This window comes from bacterium, from assembly GCA_030652805.1.
Lineage (GTDB): Bacteria > JAHJDO01 > JAHJDO01 > JAHJDO01 > JAHJDO01 > JAHJDO01.
In genome coordinates, this window is record JAUSPT010000024.1 from 83,459 (window position 1) to 101,049 (window position 17,591).

The following is a 17,591-nucleotide window of genomic DNA, read 5'->3' on the forward strand; positions in this document are numbered from 1 at the left end:
AGGAAAAGGTATATGCGTAAGCCGTTAATAGCTGGGAATTGGAAAATGAATAAAACTGTGAGCGAAGCAGCAGATTTTGCAAATAACTTAAAGTCAGCATTAAGAGACCTGCAATATGTTGAAATTGTTATATGTCCTGCTTTCGTTGCTTTAAGTGAAGTTAGTAAAATACTGGAAGGAAACAGCGCAAAGTTAGGTGCTCAGAATATGTATATGCAGGAGAATGGCGCATATACAGGAGAAATATCGCCTCTAATGTTAAAGGAACTGGGTTGCAGGTATGTTATAATAGGGCATTCTGAAAGGAGAGAATATTTTAAGGAAGATAATAAATTAATTAATGCTAAGATAAAGTTGGCCTTAAAATACCAATTGCGTCCAATTTTGTGCGTTGGCGAAACTCTCTCAGAATACCAAAACAATCAAACTATTGATATTGTAAAAACAGAAATTAGAGAGGGTTTAGCTGGTATAGATGAGGAGCAAATGAGTCAAGTAGCTATTGCATATGAGCCGATTTGGGCTATTGGAACAGGGGAAACCGCTACTCCAGATGATGCTAATAGAGTTCATAAGATTATAAGAAAGATTATATCAGAGATGTTTGATGCTAAAACTGGCGAAAAAACGAGAATACAGTATGGAGGCAGTGTAAAACCAGATAATATAAGCGCTTTGATGGAAAAATCCGACATAGACGGGGCTTTAGTAGGTGGAGCAAGTTTGTCTGTTGAATCATTTATAAGAATAGTCAATTATGATAAAAAAGACTGATATAAAAAGAATAGTTGTTATAAAGAATACGCTTGGTCTGCATGCAAGACCAGCAGCTTTATTTGTTCAACTTGCTAATAAATTTCAATCGGAGATTTTTGTAGAGAAAAAAGAGCAAAAAGTAAATGGGAAAAGCATCATGGGAATAATGACATTGGCTGCTGGCAAAGGGCAGAAAATAACTATAATAGCAGACGGAAATGATGCTGAAAAAGCTGTAAAGGCCTTAGAAAAATTACTTAAAGATAAATTTGGAGAGGAGTAAACTAGATTGTTGAATGGAATTCCTGTATCACCCGGCATAGTAATCGGGAAAGTTCTATTATTGGATAGTCGAATATCTGCTGTGCCTAAGTATAAGATTAACAAAGATGGAATAGTAAAAGAAATAATCCGCTTTACAAGAGCGCTTAGCAAAGCTAAAAGGGAGCTTACAGAGATTCAGAGAAAATTTGTTGACAAGGTTGGAGAAACGCACGCCGCTATCTTTGATGCGCATTTGTTAATTCTAGAGGATTCATCACTAATAGAAAAAACCATAGAACAAGTAAGAAATGAACAGTTTAATGTGGAGTTTGTATTTTCCCAGGTACTGGAGAAGGTAATTAAAAAGTTTTCTGGTATTAATGATGAATACATGGGGGAACGTGTAGCTGATATAAACGACGTTGGCAGACGCGTTCTCAAAAATCTTTTAGCCAAGAAGCATGTGGATTTGTCTAATTTAAAAGAAAGGGTTGTGCTCGTAAGCCATGATCTTTCTCCATCAGACACTGCCCAAATGAATAAGAATAAAGTCATAGGCTTTGCGACTGAAATAGGCGGGCGAACTTCGCATACAGCAATCATGGCAAGAACGTTAGAGATCCCTGCTGTTGTAGGAGTAGAAAACATTACTCAAAAAGTGATTACAGGGGACACTATTATTATAGATGGGGTTAAGGGAATAGTAATAGTAAATCCTTCTCCGTTTATTCTTGAGAAATATTTGAAGAAGCGGGCAGAAATTAAGTCATTAGAAAGAAAGCTCTCAAGACTTAGATACGTACGCGCAGATACGCTTGATGGGCAGAAAATTTTGCTGGCGGCAAATATAGAATCACGAAACGAAGTCCATTCAATAATAACACATGGCGCAAACGGGATAGGACTTTATAGAACAGAATTTCTCTACTTAAAGAGAAATACTATGCCTAGCGAAGAAGAGCAGTTTAACGCTTATAGGTATGTTGCTCAAAAAATTAATCCGCAGAATGTGGTTATAAGAACTCTTGATCTGGGAGGAGATAAGTTTATATCAGAGTTAGGAATGCCAAAAGAAATGAATCCCCTTTTAGGTTTGAGGGCTATTAGATTTTGTTTGAAACGGCCGGATATATTCAAGCCTCAGTTACGGGCCATTCTAAGAGCAAGCCATTACGGTAATGTGTCAATGATGTTCCCTATGATATCAGGATTGTCAGAACTAAGAGAGGCAAAAGTGCTTGTTGAGGGGGTAAAAAAGGAACTGGATAGGGAAAATCTTCCTTATGACAGGAATATTAAGGTTGGCGTTATGATAGAGGTGCCTTCCGCGGCATTAATAGCTGATATATTGGCGAAGGAAGCAGATTTTTTTAGCATAGGAACTAATGACTTAATTCAGTATTCTTTTGCGCTAGACAGAGTTAACGAAAAAATCTCCTATCTCTATAGACCTAATCATCCGGCAGTTTATCGTTTAATCAAAATGATTATAGACGCTGCGAATAAGGCTGATATTCCTGTCACTATATGTGGAGAGATGGCAGGAGTGCCAGCATCTGTATTGGCCTTATTGGGATTGGGATTGTTTCGTTTCAGTATGGCCTCTGTAATAATTCCTGAAATTAAAAAACTGATTCGCCACGTAAACACTAATGATGCAAAAAAAGTTGCTAAACATGTTCTCGAATTATCAACAGGTAAGGAAGCAGACAGGTATCTGAGATCTAAGATTGAAAAGATTATCTCAAGGGCTGAAATTGAGATATATGGCTAACTATTATGAAGATGAAATATCAAATCACAAATAACAAATCTCAAACAAATTCAAAATTTCAATTTTCAAAATTCAAAGACAGAGCAATTTTGATCATTGGTTATTTGGTCATTGTGATTTGTTTGTTATTTGGTACTTGGTACTTGGAATTTTAAAATTTATACTAACTTAGAGTTAAACATTTACAAGAGAGGAAATTTTTTTTATGGATGTTTTGGATAACTTAGAGTCAATAAAGAAAATAGATGTATCTAATATGTTTGATTTGATATTGAATTTTGACTCTCAGTGCGAGGAGGCTGTTTCTGCTGCCCGGTCTTGCGATATTCCTCGGGAATATTCACAGGTTGAGAAAATTATAGTCATAGGTATGGGTGGTTCAGCAATTGGAGGAGATATTTTATCAAAACTTCTCATAGATGAAATAAAAGTTCCAGTATTTGTTAATCGCAATTATCGTTTGCCTAATTTTGCAGATAAGAAAACTCTTGTATTTGCTACAAGTTATTCAGGTAATACTGAAGAGACACTTTCGTCTTACAACGATGCGAAGGGACGTGGTTGCAGAATAATTTGTGTAACAAGTGGGGGAAGACTGGCTGAGAATGCAGAGTCTGACAGTCTTCCACTCATAAAAATACCCGGTGGTCAGCCTCCGAGAAGTGCGTTAGGATACATGTTTCTACCTGTGTTAATAGTTATGCAAAATCTAGGACTTACTACTTCAAAGATGGAAGATATAAGCGAAGCTATAAGTATTTTGAAGAGGTTAAAAACTGTGTGGGGAAATAAATTCTCTGATTCAAACCTGGCAAAAAAACTTGCAAAGACATTATACAATAAATTCCCTCTGATCTATTCTATAGATGGCTGTCTTGGGCCAGTAGCTCTAAGATGGAAAACACAGCTGAATGAAAACAGTAAAATTCTGGCGTACAATAATGTTTTCCCTGAGCTGGATCATAATGAAATAGTTGGCTGGGAAGGGCTGGATAATCTAACCAAGAGTATGTCAGTCATAATACTCAGAGATAAAGGTGATTTTGAGAGAAATTCAAAGCGCATTGTTATAACAAATTCAATCATAAAAGACAAGCCAAGTGAAATTACTGAAGTCTGGACAGAGGGTAATTCTGTATTAGCCAGAATGTTTTCACTTATTTATCTTGGAGATTTTGTGAGTTTTTATCTTGCAATATTGTATGGAGTTGATCCAACACCTGTTGATAAAATAGAAACATTAAAGAAAAAACTGGTAGAATAACAGAAGGAGGAATTAGATGGTAACAAAGAGTAGCAACAACTATTTATTTACATCAGAGTCTGTAACTGAAGGACACCCTGACAAAATGGCAGACCAGATATCTGACAGTGTTTTAGATGTTATTATGGAGAATGACCCAAATGGAAGAGTTGCATGTGAGACACTTGTTACGACAGGCATCGTATATGTTGCCGGAGAGATTACAACTTCGTGCTATGTAGATATTCCTACAATTGCAAGAAAGACTATTAGAGAGATTGGCTATACCAGTGCTTCTTATGGATTTGATTACGAAACATGTGGTGTTCTTACTGCTATACAATCTCAGTCTCCAGACATTGCTCTCGGTGTTGATCCAGGTGGTGCAGGAGACCAGGGTATGATGTTTGGTTATGCGACTGAGGAGACAAAGGAACTTATGCCCTTGCCAATCATGCTTGCTCATAAACTTTGCAGAAGACTGGCTAAGATAAGAAAAGAAAAAATCTTAGATTACTTAAGGCCTGATGGGAAGTCACAGGTAACGGCTGAATATGTAGATGGAAAACCATACCGCATAGAAGCAATAGTAGTATCAACACAGCATGATGGCGATATTGATATGAACATCTTAAAGGATGATATAAAAGAACATGTGATAAGACCTGTTATTCCTTCTAATCTGATGGATAGCAAAACCAAGATTTTTATAAATCCAACAGGTCGCTTTGAGATAGGTGGACCGCATGGAGATACTGGTTTGACAGGGAGAAAGATCATAGTTGATACATACGGCGGTGTAGGCAGCCACGGTGGGGGCTGTTTTTCTGGTAAGGATTGTACCAAAGTTGATCGATCTGCATCTTATTTTGCCCGCTACCTTGCAAAGAATATAGTGGCAGCTGGTTTAACATCTGAGTGTGAGATTCAGCTGGCATATGCAATTGGAGTACCGGAACCAGTTTCAGTTATGGTAAATACATTCAATAAAGGCAAGATAGCCAAAGATAAAATTAAAAAGCTTCTTATCGATAATTTTGATATGAGCCCGAAAGGGATAATTAATCATCTAAAACTTCGCAGGCCAATCTATAAGAAGACTGCTTGCTATGGTCATTTTGGCAGGGAAGAAGCTACCTTTACATGGGAAAAGACAGACAAAGCAGATTTTCTTAGAAAAAAGGCTGGACTGTGCTCGTGATTAATATATAGGAGGATCTTATTTTGGAATATGATATAAAAGACATCAAGCTGGCTAAAGAGGGTAAATTGCGCATACAGTGGGCAGAAAAAAGTATGCCTGTTCTCAGATCAATCCAGTCACGTTTTATCAAAGAAAAGCCCCTAGCGGGAATTAGGTTAGGAGCATGTCTGCACGTTACAACAGAGACAGCTAATTTGGCAATAGCTCTAAAAGCCGGTGGCGCAGAAGTAAGATTATGCGCTTCAAATCCTCTAAGCACTCAGGATGATGTTGCTGCTTCTCTTGTAGCAGATTATGGAATATCCGTTTTCGCTATATGTGGAGAGAATAACAAAACTTATTATAGCCATATTAGCAGTGCATTAGAAAACAAACCTAATATTACCATGGACGACGGCGCAGATTTAGTTTCCACAATTCATAATAATAGGAGAGAGCTCATAAAGGATATTCTTGGCGGAACAGAGGAGACGACAACAGGTGTTATTCGATTGAGAAGTCTGGAAAGACAGAAAAAACTTGCGTTTCCGATCATAGCTGTTAATGACGCCGACACAAAACATTTCTTTGACAACAGATATGGTACCGGGCAAAGCACAATCGATGGCATTATTAGGGCAACGAACATGTTGTTTGCTGGTTCCACTGTTGTGGTATCTGGATATGGTTGGTGCGGACGTGGTTTTGCAAGCAGGGCTAAAGGTATGGGCGCGAATGTTATTATAACGGAAGTAGACCCTCTGCGCGCGTTAGAAGCAGCCATGGATGGATTCTTTGTTATGCCCATGGAGAAAGCTTCTTATATTGGCGATGCCTTTGTAACTTTAACAGGAGACATACATGTTTTAGCAGCCAGGCACTTTAAAAATATGAAGGATGGCGCTATCATTGCAAATTCAGGACATTTTGACGTAGAGATTGATGTGCCGGCTCTTGAAAAAATGAGTAAAAGCAAAAAAAGAGTAAGAGAATTTGTTGATGAATATACCCTGCAAAACGGCAGGAGGATATGTCTTTTGGGAGAAGGCCGCCTGATCAATCTTGCATCCGCTGAAGGACATCCTGCAATGGTAATGGATATGAGTTTTGCCAATCAGTCCTTATCAGCTGAGTATATTGCGAAAAACCACAAAAAACTAGAGAACAAAGTGTATAGCGTTCCTGAAGATATAGATAAAAATATTTCCCGACTCAAACTTCATTCCATGGGTATTAAAATAGACACCTTGACTCCCGAGCAGAAAAAATATCTCAGTTCATGGGAAATGGGGACATAACTCAGTTAATGTTATGATTAAAAAAATAATAAAAACTACGACACATGCCAAACAGGCAATAGATGATCGAAAATTCTGGCAATCACAAACGTCCGAATATAGGTTGAGTACTGTAGAAAAGCTGAGAATTGAGGCGGGGAATTTTTTGTATGAATATCCAGCAAGACTTCAAAGAACTATTAGAGTTACTCGAAAAACATCAAGTTGAATATATGATTGTCGGCGGATATGCCGTCGCTTTTCATGGTTTTCCGAGATTTACAAAAGATATTGATATATTCTTTTCCAGTTCTTCCAAAAATGTTGAGAAAATCATAGCAGTGCTTGTTGAGTTTGGCTTTTCAAAAACTGACCTATCCCCTGAATTGTTTCTTAAAGAAGGGAATATTGTTACTTTCGGGATAGCACCTGTTCGGGTAGATTTTGTAAATAAAATTGATGGTGTGGATTTTTCAGCAGCATGTCCAAGACGTGTCAGAGGAAAGTATGGCAGCGTTGATGTTTATTTTATCGGGAAGAAAGATTTGCTGACAAACAAAAGCTCAACTACGAGAACTAGGGATAAAGCGGACGTAGAAGAATTGTCATAATAAAAATTCTACACTTCCCAGCACACACATCTAAAATTGCAATTATCGCATTTTGTTTTATCGTATTCTGAAAGCTTCTCAAATTCAAGATTGTGAATCCTCTTCCATACGTCAATAATGAGCTTCTTCATATCTTCTGCCATTTTATCAGTTATTGTAAGCTCGAGTGTTTTATATTCTCCTTCTTCTATATCGTATTTTTTGACCGTTCTTTTTGCGGGCTCTAAAAACTCAAGTTTGCATGATGCTACTTTATAGGGCTCGGGTTGATTTTCGAGTATTAATTTATATGCTATTAGCTGGTGAAGGTATGGGTCGCAGTCTTTATTAAGAGGGTCATTGTTGTCTGTAATGCTTTTTATATGTCTATATGCATCTCCTGTTTTGTAATCAATAACGCACACGTTTCTATTGTTTCCAACAGTATCTATTCTGTCAAACCTTCCTGAAAAAGGGATATTCTCATTTATAAATATTCCAAGGCTTTTCTCTATGAATAAAACGCACGCAGGGCTTTCAGCCTTCTTCTGATACCAGTTTCTGAGCTCCTCAACTTTCCCAAGGCAGCCTTGTTCTATCCTTTGTCCCGGGGACATATTTTCCAGACAGGTCTTAAAAACATTCTCAAAAAAACTAAATCCGGGGAGACTTCGCCTCGAGAGACTTTGTCTCTTTTTGTATATTTCATAGGTTTTGCTCAATGCTTTGTGTACACATGTTCCAAATAGCAGGCTTTCAGTTAATTCACTTGGAATCATTAACAGGTTATTGTAGAGAAAAGATCTCTTGCATTTTACATAGTCATTTACATTTGTTGGATTTAGGGTTATGAATTTTACGTAGTCTTTGAGAATTTCATCTGTTTGCAAAAAGGGAGGACGTTCCTTAACTGTATCTATGGAAAATCTAAGAACATGTTCTTCAGGTATAAGGCATGGTTGAGGCTCAATATCCATGTTCTTAAGAAACATGCTGGTAATGTCTTTTTCCAGAGGAGCAGCAGTAAAAAATAGATTCGCTTTAGCCCTTGTACACGCTACATAGAATAGTCTTATTTCATCGTATATATGGAGTTTTTTCATCGCTTCCAAGGAACATACACTTTCAGGTATTTGAAGAATAGTTTGCGGAATAGGTATTAGGTCTGTAATTAGTTTTTTAGGCCATTTTTTATCATGAATACAAAAAGGAATAAAAACAGTATGAAATTCAGTTCCTTTCCCACTGTGAGCTGTTAATACTCTGACCCCTTTTTGATGAGAACTTGCAAGTATACCTTGAATTCCTATGCCGTAAGATTGCTGCAAATTGATATTTCCCACAAAATCAGTAATCGTCATTATAGGATTGGTAGTTACCTGTTCCTTTACACACTCAATAAAAGAAGAGATTGCTCTTAAATCTCTTACTTTTAATATCTGGTCTGTTTCGTACTGTGCTAATATAAACTCCAGCATTCCGGAATCCTTTATATACTGAAGTATTAGCTGATGAACCGAACGCGTGCCGGAATCCTTAATAAGTCTTTGAATCGCCCATGAGAATTTATGTAACTTTAGAGGTTTTTTAAGGTTGATATGTTTTGTTATTTTTAGTTGATTTGATTCTTGCTCTGTAGGCGAAGTGTTTCCTGGAAATCCTGATGTTATTTCTTCGAGGAAAGTAATTGATTTATTCCCATTAATATTTTTCCTCTTTTTTAAGCTTACATAACTCAGCAAAGCAGTCATATCACTTACATCTATTTCAAAATAATCAGAAGCAAGTAATTCAAATATATACCTATCTGCATGCTCAGGATTATGCGAATTTACTGCAAGGTTTAGAGCTGAAAACAGCTGCCTGACACGCAGATGGGAGCTTATATCCTCCTTGCCATCTGTTACATACGGAATTCCTGTTTGCAGGAATGCATCAATAATAGGCAGTATGTCTTTTCTTGTTCTAAGGAGTATAGCTATATCGCTGTATGGGTCATCACCTGGTATAATCTTCTCTCTAACAAGCCGTTTAATTTCCTCTACAATAAAAGATACCTCTTCTCTGAGGGAACCGAATTTTAATGATTTTACCCCATTAGAGAAAACCACTGACTTTAGTCGGTGGTGCGGGACTAAAGATTTCTGTGATATTCTCTTATGCGAAGGGATTTCTTCTATGAGTTTTCTTGATATATTAAGTATTTCAGGAGTTGAGCGATAGTTTTCTGTAAGCGTCATTTGTGTGAGATTCTTAAATCTGTCTTTTATTGTCCTGAAGTTTGCAATAGATGCGCCCTGAAATCTGTATATTGACTGGTCATCATCTCCAACCACACATAGATTAGTTTTCTTGGGATTAATAAGACTTAGAAGCAGTTTGAGCTGAGCTTTGTTTGTATCCTGAAACTCGTCCACCATAATATAGCTAAATTTCCCCCTGTACTTTTTACCCAGATTCTTGTCATGATTCAGAATATGAGTTGCCATAATTATCATATCATCAAAATCATATCTTCCCCTCTCATCAAGAACATGTTTTTCTCCTGAATCCTTGAGCTCTTCATACATTCTGTAAACCTTTTCAAATTGGTTAAGTTTTGGGATATGTTTTTCCTGAATAATCTCTCCGTCAGTAAAGATATTACTCAGACATTGGGAAAAATCGTCGGGGGTGATACCTTCCCTTTTTAGAATATTTATGTTTCTGATAATCTCCTTTTCATAATGATAAGGCGCTCTAAAGGGTCTGATTTGTGAGATATTATCTAAATTGTCCAGAATGTATCTTATAAGTTTGATTCTCTCTGTGTCATGCAGTTCTATTTTTTCTCCAAAGGCCTCAGATACTTCCTCTGATTCAGTAATGATGGAATTTGCAAGGCTGTGATATGTCTCAACTTCTACAAAGTAACCGTCAGCGCCAATAATTTCAACAATCCTTTCCCTGATAGTTCCGCTAGCAGCATTGGTAAAGCTCAGGATAAGGATATTTGACGGCGAAGCATTGTTTCTTTTTAGTATATTTGCCGTTCTTACAGAAAGCACCTGAGTTTTCCCGGTGCCTGGTCCGGCCAGTACAACAACATGTTCTTTAATGTTGTCAACAACTGCTTTTTGTTTATCATTTAACTGGTTATAATAATTGCTGTACATGACTTAATATATTAACATAAAACTGGGACACAATAAAGAAAGCCCGTTTATATTTGCCATTGCGAATCCCGAATGCTTTCGGGATGAAGCAATCTCATCTTTTTGAATTTTTATATTGTAGGGGCGGGGCTTGCCTCCGCCCTTTTTCCTTTTGTCTATTTTTATTGAGGTTTTAAGTAATTTGAGGTAAGGTAATATTAAAGCAGAAGTAATTGTTCAATAGTGTATTTTAAAAGAACTTTTATGATATAAAGAATTAGTATGAAAAAGAAGTTGGAAATAAATACCACACTATACACAGACGTAAAAAAGCTGATTGAAAGTGCCCGCACTGCTGTTGCACAGACAATTAATGTCGGTCTTACGATGCTTTACTGGAATATTGGTAAAAGAATTAATGATGAGATTTTAAAAAATAAGAGAGCTGATTACGGCAAACAAATTTTCTCTACGCTGTCGCACAAATTGACAGAGGAATATGGCAAAGGATTTTCTCGTTCAGCATTAACCAGAATGTGTTTATTTAATGAAAAGTTTCCTGATCTCAAGATTGTTGCGACGCTGTCGCACAAATTAAGTTGGTCACATTTTATTGAAATTTTACCTCTCAGCAATGAACTCCAACAAGATTTCTATGCTCAAATGTGCCGGATTGAACAGTGGAGTGTCCGTACGCTGAGGAAAAAGATTGATTCCATGCTGTTTGAACGGACAGCTATCTCTAAAAAACCAGAGGAATTGGCAAAACTTGAACTAAAAAATCTACAGGAGAATGACAAGGTAACTCCTGATTTGGTATTCAGGAGTCCTTATATTCTTGATTTTTTAAACCTGAAAGACACCTATCAAGAAAAAGACTTAGAGAAAGCCATACTAAATAAAATAGAGCAGTTTATTCTTGAACTTGGCAAAGGTTTTACGTTCGTAGAACGGCAAAAAAGAATGATAATTGATGATAAAGACTTTTATCTTGATATGCTGTTTTATCATCGCAAACTCAAGCGGCTTGTTGCTATTGAATTAAAGCTAGGTAAATTTAAGGCTTCATACAAAGGGCAGATGGAGCTTTATTTGAAATGGCTGGGAAAATATGAAATGGAAGAAGACGAAGATCTGCCTATTGGTTTGATATTATGTGCGGAAGGGAGCAAAGAGCAAATTGAACTGTTGCAACTTGAAGAAAGCAATATCAAAGTTGCTGAATATATTACTAAAATTTTACCAAAGAAGTTATTAAAAGAAAAACTGCATCAATTCTATCTGCAAAGTAAGAGTTTGATTGAAAATAGGGACAGGTGTTGAATAATAAGAAATTTCCGAAAAATTTTGGTTTGCAAAAAGTCGCTGTTCCTATTTTTTTACCCATATCATATACTATGAGTTGATTTCATTGTATGACCAAATTATTCGGCAAATAAAAGTTAAAGGATGAGTAGAATACGATGCCATACCGTCCCCCAATTTTACCTAAAGTATTTTCTCATACCTAATTCTAACCTCTTTTGGGTATATGATAAGAAAGACTCCACTGCCAGAGAACAGTCCCCCATCAATACTACCGTAATAGGTGACTATTATTTATCTTCATCAGATAAAGAAGGTAATAAAGATACGAGAATGGAAGACTTTTTTTCTGTGCTGGAGGATAGGACTAAACCATTATTTGATGCGTGGATATCTAATCCATTCAAATGGTCTGAAGATGATAAATCTTTAATTGCGATATTCTTATCTTTTATGTATACACGAGCTCCGAGAACAATTGAGTTAACAAAAGAAATGGGTGCTGTTGGTATTAATTATCGTCTTGATAAGTTAAAGGATGTTGCAAATGACGCAGGAAAATTTAAAAAGCTATATGAAGATTTTTGTGCTAGCAAAGAAGGGAAGGGTTGCAAAATTTCGTTTAAAGAATGTTCCCATCTAATGTCAGATCCACTAAAATATGTAAAAGTTCAAATCAATGAAAAACACGCTATTGGAGACAGCCTTCGTATGTCAGAAGCTATATACCGTGTTCTCATGAGTATGCATTGGGGTATAGGCTATATTGATGACGAGCATTTTTTTGTAACAAACGATACTCCTGTAAATATTTTTGTTCCAACCAATGACAAAAAAGCAATACTTGGTAGTGGTTTTGGTTCGCCCAAAGCAGAAATTAATTTTCCATTGTCACCAAAGCTATGTTTGCGGATAAGGCATACACCGATAAATAGATATCATCGCGTATATGCAGGTTTTGTTGATGAAATAAACAGAAGAAGTGTTTATACAGCAGAACGTTATATTATTTCTTCTTTTAAAAGTAATAGAATTTATAAAATTGTTAAAGAAGCAGCTTCAACATACGGAAAACCAAAGATAGATGCCGAGAAAATTAGGCAAAGATTGGAAGATGCCGGAGTGGGTAATAATCTGTAACGGAAAGGGAAAAGGGGCAGAGTATCGAAAGGGGCTAAGTTTTTATTGTTGATAAAACCGTTTTCAAATACGCATTTTGACAAAATAAGTTGTGAGGTGTTACTATCACATTAGCAACATTGTTCTTTAAAAATTAATTATTTTTCAGTTTTGCCTTAAAGAAGCTTTGGCTTCTCACCGCAAAGTGAGGTAGAGCTGTCATATCGCTGTCCTTCGGGATGGCGAGGGGTGGCAGTCTTTATCGGATTCACTTTGCGGTGGCCGATATAGATGTTTGCGCCCCTTTTTTATTGGGAAGTGGACTAGAATGAGATATAATGGTTTTAAGAAAATAAAAATAGGAGATCCAATGAACACAAAAAAAGGCTTTCTAAGATTAACAATTATTTTTTCAATTATTGTATATGCGATAACATTTGGGGTTTGTTTTATGGACTTTAATAATTATCGTCCTGATTATAGAATGAAAAGTAAATATAAGGCTACTGATAAAGAGACTGGAAAAACAGTTGCTTTTGATTGGGAAGGAGTAAATCCGCCTACTGAAAGTGATTTAGAGGAGATTTTTGCAAAAGCTAGAAATATATCCTCCCCCAAAACATTTAATCTTGATGTTAAACCTAAAATTCTCACCGATGATGATATTAGACGATTTGATGCTAAAGAAAAATATGACAATGCTAAACTTAGCCTCTTATTAACTCCTTTGGCGTTTTTTGCGGGAGTTTGGAGTCTGTGGATAATCTATTTTATTATTAGAGTTCTATCTGTTTGGGTAATAAGAGGATTTAAAAAATAAAGGAAAAGAATGAATAAGAAAAAGGGATTTCTGAGACTTACGCTGGTATTATCGATTATAGTAGGTATCCTATCAGGTGTAATTGGATATATTTCATATGAAGCTATGAATTTAGACCTAAGACCATTAGAACTTAAACCAATCAGATTAAGTGATATTCCCGATACATTACCTACGCCAGGTTTTGTGCCCGATAAGCCAACACCAAGCTTTATACCAGATAAACCCACATCTGGATTTGTTCCTGATGAAGTAATACCAGAATGGTCAAAAGTTACAGCTGGAATACTATGGCTGATTATAGGTTTTATTTCAGTTTGGACAATCTATGGCTTTATAAGATGGTGTATTATTAACCTTACAACATGGATAATTATAGGATTTAAGACAAGTCAATGAAAAAACTTAAAATAATTTTACCAACAATCTCTATCATAATGCTTTTATTGGCAATCCCTAAAGGATTATTTCCTTATAGCTATAATCTTCTCCGTTTTGTTGTTTGTGGAACAGGAGTATTCCTTGCGATAATATCATACAAAAGTAAGGATACTGTATGGACTTGGACAATGGGAATAGTCGCCTTTATTTTTAATCCAATTTTCCCTATACATTTGGGCAAAGAGATTTGGGTTGTAATTGATATTGTAGTTGCAATTGTTTTTTCTGTTTATCTTTTTGTAATAAAATCCGGAAAAATAAAAAGGATAAAAAGGGATAGCAACCTTTAGGAATAAACACTGGATTCTGCGATTAAGCCGCAGAATGACAGGCGAGATTGCCACGTCGCTACGCTTCTCGCAATGACGGACTTGGGTGAATATATAGTATAGGAATTTCCATTTTCCCTCTCTGTCAAGAGAGGGTCAGGGTGAGTTTAATATGATTGATAGAAGATTGTTGGAAAATTTTGATTTTATTTTATTCTTTACAACAATTGTATTATGTCTGGTGGGTATAATATTTATCAAAAGCGCTACCAGTACACTGGAAATTGACTACGCAAAAAGGCAGCTTTTATACTTCTCTATTGGATTAGTCGGGCTGATAATTGCAGTAATGTTCAATTATTCTAAGATAGCTAAGCATACAATACCAGTTTATGCGTTATCTGTGCTGTTATTAATAACGGTTCTTCTTATAGGCGAAGGCGTAGGTGGGGCAAAAAGGTGGATTTCTCTTGGTATAGTAAGTTTTCAGCCGTCGGAATTATTTAAAATTACATCTATCTTAATGATAGCGTATTATTTGGATAAGGTGGGTAAGAGAGTAAGTAATTCTAAAATATTAAGTTACGTTTTTTTAATTGTGGTTTTACCAGTTTTACTTATTATTATTCAACCGGATCTTGGCACTGCTCTCTCTCTAATTTTTGTGATCTTTACTGTTGTATTTGTCTCAGGAGGAAGCATTCGGAATATGTTGATTGTAATTGGAATAAGTCTTGCTAGTTGTCCGTTTTTATGGGGATTTTTAAGAACGTATCAGAAGAAAAGACTGCTGGTTTTCATGAATCCAGATGTAGATCCTTTAGGTGCTGGTTATGCTATAATTCAATCAAAGATAGCTGTTGGAGCCGGTGGATTATTTGGATATGGATGGAAAAGAGGTTACCAGACGCACCTTAACTTTATACCGGAACATCACACGGATTTTATCTTCTCAACAATAGCCGAGGAATGGGGATTTATAGGATCATGCGTATTGTTGTTACTTTATGCTGTTCTCCTTTGGCGTATGTTTAGTATAGCAAGCTTGGTAAGAGATAAATTGGGCTTACTTATAATTGTTGGGGTAATTTCTCTTTTTGGGGTACAGGTTTTTATCAACATAGGAATGGCAATAGGGATAATGCCCATTACAGGCCTTACACTGCCGTTTTTGAGTTATGGAGGCTCATCCTTAATTGTAAATATGTGTTTAATAGGGTTAGTGCTTAATATAGGAATGAGGAGGTTTAAAGTTTAGTATGAATGTTATAGGAGTTGGGGTAGATCTAGTTGAGGTAAATAGAATTGAAACTGCTATTAGAAGATTTGGAGATAGATTCCTGAAGAAAATATACACAGACATGGAAATAAAATACTGCAATACAGGAAAAGTAGCCTGCCAGCATTTTGCGGGGAAGTTTGCAGCAAAGGAAGCGGTATACAAAACATTAAATATTGATTGTGTTGTAAAATGGACAGAGATAGAAGTTAAAAATTTAGAACAAGGTCGTCCGTATGTAGTTCTTCATGGTAAAGTAAAGAAAATTGCTAAAGAAAAGAATATTTCAAGCATTTTGGTAAGCATTTCTCATATAAAGACCCGCGCAGTAGCTTCTGCAGTGGCTCTGAGTGTTTAAAATATTGGAATTTAAAAATCTCTCCTTGTCTTTTATTTCAGGAATGCTGCTTGCAATTTCCTTTCCCAAAATTGATTTTGAATATGGTGCATGGATAGCTCTAGTTCCACTATTCCTGATTTTAGTAAATGTTGATTCAAAAAAAGCTTTTACTTTCTCCTATATAACAGGGGTAGTTTTTTTTGCATCCACAATTTATTGGATATCCTTTGTCAGCACATTAGGCACGGTGTTGCTTGTTCTATATCTTAGCCTTTACATGGCTGTATTTGGGTTTTTTACGAACTGCCTTTTTAGGAGGCTCAAATTACCGCTGGCGCTTATTGCTCCTCCTGTCTGGGTATTACTCGAATTTGCAAGAGCACATTTTCTTACTGGATTTCCCTGGGTTTTGTTAGGCTATTCCCAGTATAAACAGATCACGCTTATTCAGAGCGCATCTTTTATTAGTGTTTATGGAATATCGTGTCTAATTGTTCTCATTAATGCCTCAATTGCTGATGTATGGTTATTTTTTAAGAATAGAAGTGGAGACTGGAGGTTCTTAATATGTCCAGTATTATCAGTTATTGCTGTTATCGTTTTTTTGATTTATGGTAATGCCAGTATAAGGACAGAAAAGAGAGGAGGCGTTGAAGAAGGCATTAAGGTTGGGATTGTTCAGCCGAACATAACGCATGAAGAAAAAGCAGAAGATGTTTACAGCTCAAGAGAGAAAGCTCTAAATATTCATCTAAATCTAAGTGAAGAGCTTCTAAAATTTGACCCTGATATCATTATTTGGCCTGAAACTGCGCTGACCTATATGGATAATTACGACGAGAAATTGATTACTAAACTCAAAAATTTTGCAAAGCATAATAATTTACATCTTCTGACAGGTGTTTGTTATAAGTCGCCCTTAACAAGTAAATTCTATAATAGTGTGTTTCTTTTTGCTCCGAATGGCGCAATACGGGAACGCTATGATAAAATACATCTTGTGCCGTTTGGTGAATATATCCCTCTTAAGAAGCTTTTCCCGTTTTTGGGCAAAGTGGTTCCTATAGGAGATTTTGATTGTGGAAAAGAGTACACAGTATTGAATTTTTTTAGAGAAGGCAAATTAGATTCAGATCAAAAAATTAAGTTTGCTTGTACAATCTGTTTTGAAAATATATTTTCAGACTTTACTCGGCAATTTGTAAGAAATGGCGCACAGTTTCTAGTTAATATTACAAATGACAGCTGGTTTGGTAACTCCAAAGCTCCATATCAGCATATGTCAATGTCTGTATTTAGAGCTGTAGAAAATCGTATACCAGTGATTTTCAATGCAAATACAGGTGTTTCTTGCTTTATTGATAAATACGGAAGAATAAGCAATAGAGTAAACGATGGCAATGACGATATCTTTATTGCAGGAACTGGTTTTGCTAATGTGTCTTTTAATAATAAGAAAACTTTTTATACAAAGTATGGAAATCTATTCGTGATATTTAACATAATTTGGCTGGTAATATTGACAGGTATTTATATATTTGTTAGAATCGCCCCTCATCCTAGTCTTTTGCCCACATAGCTCAGTTGGCAGAGCACATGCATGGTAAGCATGAGGTCATCGGTTCAATTCCGATTGTGGGCTCTGTCAAAAAAAGGACTTGCAAGAGAAAGAGGATATGATATAATCCGTGAACTTATTTAAAAGCAGGAGGAAATAGAGAGATGGCGAAGGAGAAGTTTGAGAGAACGAAGCCACATATAAATGTAGGGACAATAGGACATGTAGATCATGGGAAG

The 17,591-nt window shown here is 36.2% G+C and carries 17 protein-coding genes and 1 tRNA gene; 17 read left to right on the forward strand and 1 reads right to left on the reverse strand.

Annotation, left to right across the window (positions count from 1 at the left end):
- Positions 1–12: 12 nt before the first annotated feature.
- From tpiA to Q7J67_01670, 7 genes are all read left to right on the forward strand, one after another.
- The gene (gene tpiA, locus Q7J67_01640; protein ID MDO9463990.1) at positions 13–774 is read left to right on the forward strand and encodes a triose-phosphate isomerase; all 762 of its coding nucleotides are present in this window, start codon (positions 13–15) and stop codon (positions 772–774) included.
- Positions 758–1,039 (forward strand): HPr family phosphocarrier protein, encoded by a 282-nt coding sequence (locus Q7J67_01645; protein MDO9463991.1) that lies wholly within the window; start codon positions 758–760, stop codon positions 1,037–1,039. Before tpiA ends, Q7J67_01645 begins: the two co-directional genes overlap by 17 nt.
- Before the next feature lie 6 nt (positions 1,040–1,045).
- Positions 1,046–2,794 carry a phosphoenolpyruvate--protein phosphotransferase gene (gene ptsP, locus Q7J67_01650; GenBank protein ID MDO9463992.1) on the forward strand — a complete coding sequence of 583 codons (1,749 nt, stop codon included), beginning with the start codon at positions 1,046–1,048 and terminating at the stop codon, positions 2,792–2,794.
- A gap of 205 nt (positions 2,795–2,999) precedes the next feature.
- Entirely contained in the window at positions 3,000–4,058 is a 1,059-nt protein-coding gene (locus Q7J67_01655) for a bifunctional phosphoglucose/phosphomannose isomerase (GenBank protein MDO9463993.1), read from the forward strand.
- 16 nt (positions 4,059–4,074) lie between these two features.
- On the forward strand, positions 4,075–5,238 hold the full coding sequence (gene metK / locus Q7J67_01660; GenBank protein MDO9463994.1) for a methionine adenosyltransferase: 1,164 nt from the start codon (positions 4,075–4,077) through the stop codon (positions 5,236–5,238).
- Positions 5,239–5,261: 23 nt separating this feature from the next.
- A complete protein-coding gene (gene ahcY / locus Q7J67_01665; GenBank protein ID MDO9463995.1) occupies positions 5,262–6,518 on the forward strand; it encodes an adenosylhomocysteinase in 1,257 nt (418 codons plus the stop codon).
- A 149-nt stretch (positions 6,519–6,667) separates the two neighbouring features.
- Complete coding sequence (locus tag Q7J67_01670; protein ID MDO9463996.1) at positions 6,668–7,108, forward strand: nucleotidyltransferase; 441 nt, start codon at positions 6,668–6,670, stop codon at positions 7,106–7,108.
- A gap of 8 nt (positions 7,109–7,116) precedes the next feature.
- Here the strand turns inward: Q7J67_01670 and Q7J67_01675 are convergent, their stop codons facing one another.
- Positions 7,117–10,242 (reverse strand): ATP-dependent DNA helicase, encoded by a 3,126-nt coding sequence (locus Q7J67_01675; protein ID MDO9463997.1) that lies wholly within the window; start codon positions 10,240–10,242, stop codon positions 7,117–7,119.
- Between the two features lie 261 nt (positions 10,243–10,503).
- Between Q7J67_01675 and Q7J67_01680 the strand changes: the two genes are divergently transcribed.
- The 10 genes from Q7J67_01680 to Q7J67_01725 form a co-directional block, all read left to right on the forward strand.
- Positions 10,504–11,544: a PDDEXK nuclease domain-containing protein gene (locus Q7J67_01680; protein ID MDO9463998.1), complete on the forward strand. Its 1,041-nt coding sequence runs from the start codon at positions 10,504–10,506 to the stop codon at positions 11,542–11,544.
- A gap of 126 nt (positions 11,545–11,670) precedes the next feature.
- Complete coding sequence (locus Q7J67_01685; GenBank protein ID MDO9463999.1) at positions 11,671–12,666, forward strand: DUF4238 domain-containing protein; 996 nt, start codon at positions 11,671–11,673, stop codon at positions 12,664–12,666.
- Between the two features lie 349 nt (positions 12,667–13,015).
- On the forward strand, positions 13,016–13,465 hold the full coding sequence (locus tag Q7J67_01690; GenBank protein ID MDO9464000.1) for a hypothetical protein: 450 nt from the start codon (positions 13,016–13,018) through the stop codon (positions 13,463–13,465).
- A 105-nt stretch (positions 13,466–13,570) separates the two neighbouring features.
- Positions 13,571–13,864: a hypothetical protein gene (locus Q7J67_01695; protein ID MDO9464001.1), complete on the forward strand. Its 294-nt coding sequence runs from the start codon at positions 13,571–13,573 to the stop codon at positions 13,862–13,864.
- Positions 13,861–14,196 (forward strand): hypothetical protein, encoded by a 336-nt coding sequence (locus Q7J67_01700; protein ID MDO9464002.1) that lies wholly within the window; start codon positions 13,861–13,863, stop codon positions 14,194–14,196. The genes Q7J67_01695 and Q7J67_01700 overlap by 4 nt, the downstream gene beginning before the upstream one ends.
- A gap of 151 nt (positions 14,197–14,347) precedes the next feature.
- Positions 14,348–15,433 carry a rod shape-determining protein RodA gene (gene rodA, locus Q7J67_01705; protein MDO9464003.1) on the forward strand — a complete coding sequence of 362 codons (1,086 nt, stop codon included), beginning with the start codon at positions 14,348–14,350 and terminating at the stop codon, positions 15,431–15,433.
- A 1-nt stretch (position 15,434) separates the two neighbouring features.
- Positions 15,435–15,812, forward strand: a complete 378-nt coding sequence (gene acpS, locus Q7J67_01710) for a holo-ACP synthase (GenBank protein MDO9464004.1) — start codon at positions 15,435–15,437, stop codon at positions 15,810–15,812.
- A gap of 43 nt (positions 15,813–15,855) precedes the next feature.
- Positions 15,856–17,373, forward strand: a complete 1,518-nt coding sequence (gene lnt / locus Q7J67_01715) for an apolipoprotein N-acyltransferase (protein MDO9464005.1) — start codon at positions 15,856–15,858, stop codon at positions 17,371–17,373.
- Positions 17,364–17,436 (forward strand) — tRNA-Thr (locus tag Q7J67_01720). The genes lnt and Q7J67_01720 overlap by 10 nt, the downstream gene beginning before the upstream one ends.
- A gap of 80 nt (positions 17,437–17,516) precedes the next feature.
- Positions 17,517–17,591 (forward strand): elongation factor Tu (locus tag Q7J67_01725; GenBank protein MDO9464006.1); only part of this gene is annotated, 75 nt, incomplete at its 3' end.

Bases quoted from the DNA above. Each gene is read 5' to 3' on its own strand.
- Q7J67_01675 (MDO9463997.1), bottom strand. From the start codon at position 10,242: ATGTACAGCAATTATTATAACCAGTTAAATGATAAACAAAAAGCAGTT.
- Q7J67_01695 (MDO9464001.1), top strand. From the start codon at position 13,571: ATGAATTTAGACCTAAGACCATTAGAACTTAAACCAATCAGATTAAGT.
- Q7J67_01685 (MDO9463999.1), top strand. From the start codon at position 11,671: ATGAGTAGAATACGATGCCATACCGTCCCCCAATTTTACCTAAAGTAT.
- Q7J67_01670 (MDO9463996.1), top strand. From the start codon at position 6,668: ATGAATATCCAGCAAGACTTCAAAGAACTATTAGAGTTACTCGAAAAA.
- rodA (MDO9464003.1), top strand. From the start codon at position 14,348: ATGATTGATAGAAGATTGTTGGAAAATTTTGATTTTATTTTATTCTTT.
- Q7J67_01690 (MDO9464000.1), top strand. From the start codon at position 13,016: ATGAACACAAAAAAAGGCTTTCTAAGATTAACAATTATTTTTTCAATT.
- acpS (MDO9464004.1), top strand. From the start codon at position 15,435: ATGAATGTTATAGGAGTTGGGGTAGATCTAGTTGAGGTAAATAGAATT.
- lnt (MDO9464005.1), top strand. From the start codon at position 15,856: ATGCTGCTTGCAATTTCCTTTCCCAAAATTGATTTTGAATATGGTGCA.
- tpiA (MDO9463990.1), top strand. From the start codon at position 13: ATGCGTAAGCCGTTAATAGCTGGGAATTGGAAAATGAATAAAACTGTG.
- Q7J67_01655 (MDO9463993.1), top strand. From the start codon at position 3,000: ATGGATGTTTTGGATAACTTAGAGTCAATAAAGAAAATAGATGTATCT.
- Q7J67_01645 (MDO9463991.1), top strand. From the start codon at position 758: ATGATAAAAAAGACTGATATAAAAAGAATAGTTGTTATAAAGAATACG.
- metK (MDO9463994.1), top strand. From the start codon at position 4,075: ATGGTAACAAAGAGTAGCAACAACTATTTATTTACATCAGAGTCTGTA.
- Q7J67_01680 (MDO9463998.1), top strand. From the start codon at position 10,504: ATGAAAAAGAAGTTGGAAATAAATACCACACTATACACAGACGTAAAA.
- Q7J67_01700 (MDO9464002.1), top strand. From the start codon at position 13,861: ATGAAAAAACTTAAAATAATTTTACCAACAATCTCTATCATAATGCTT.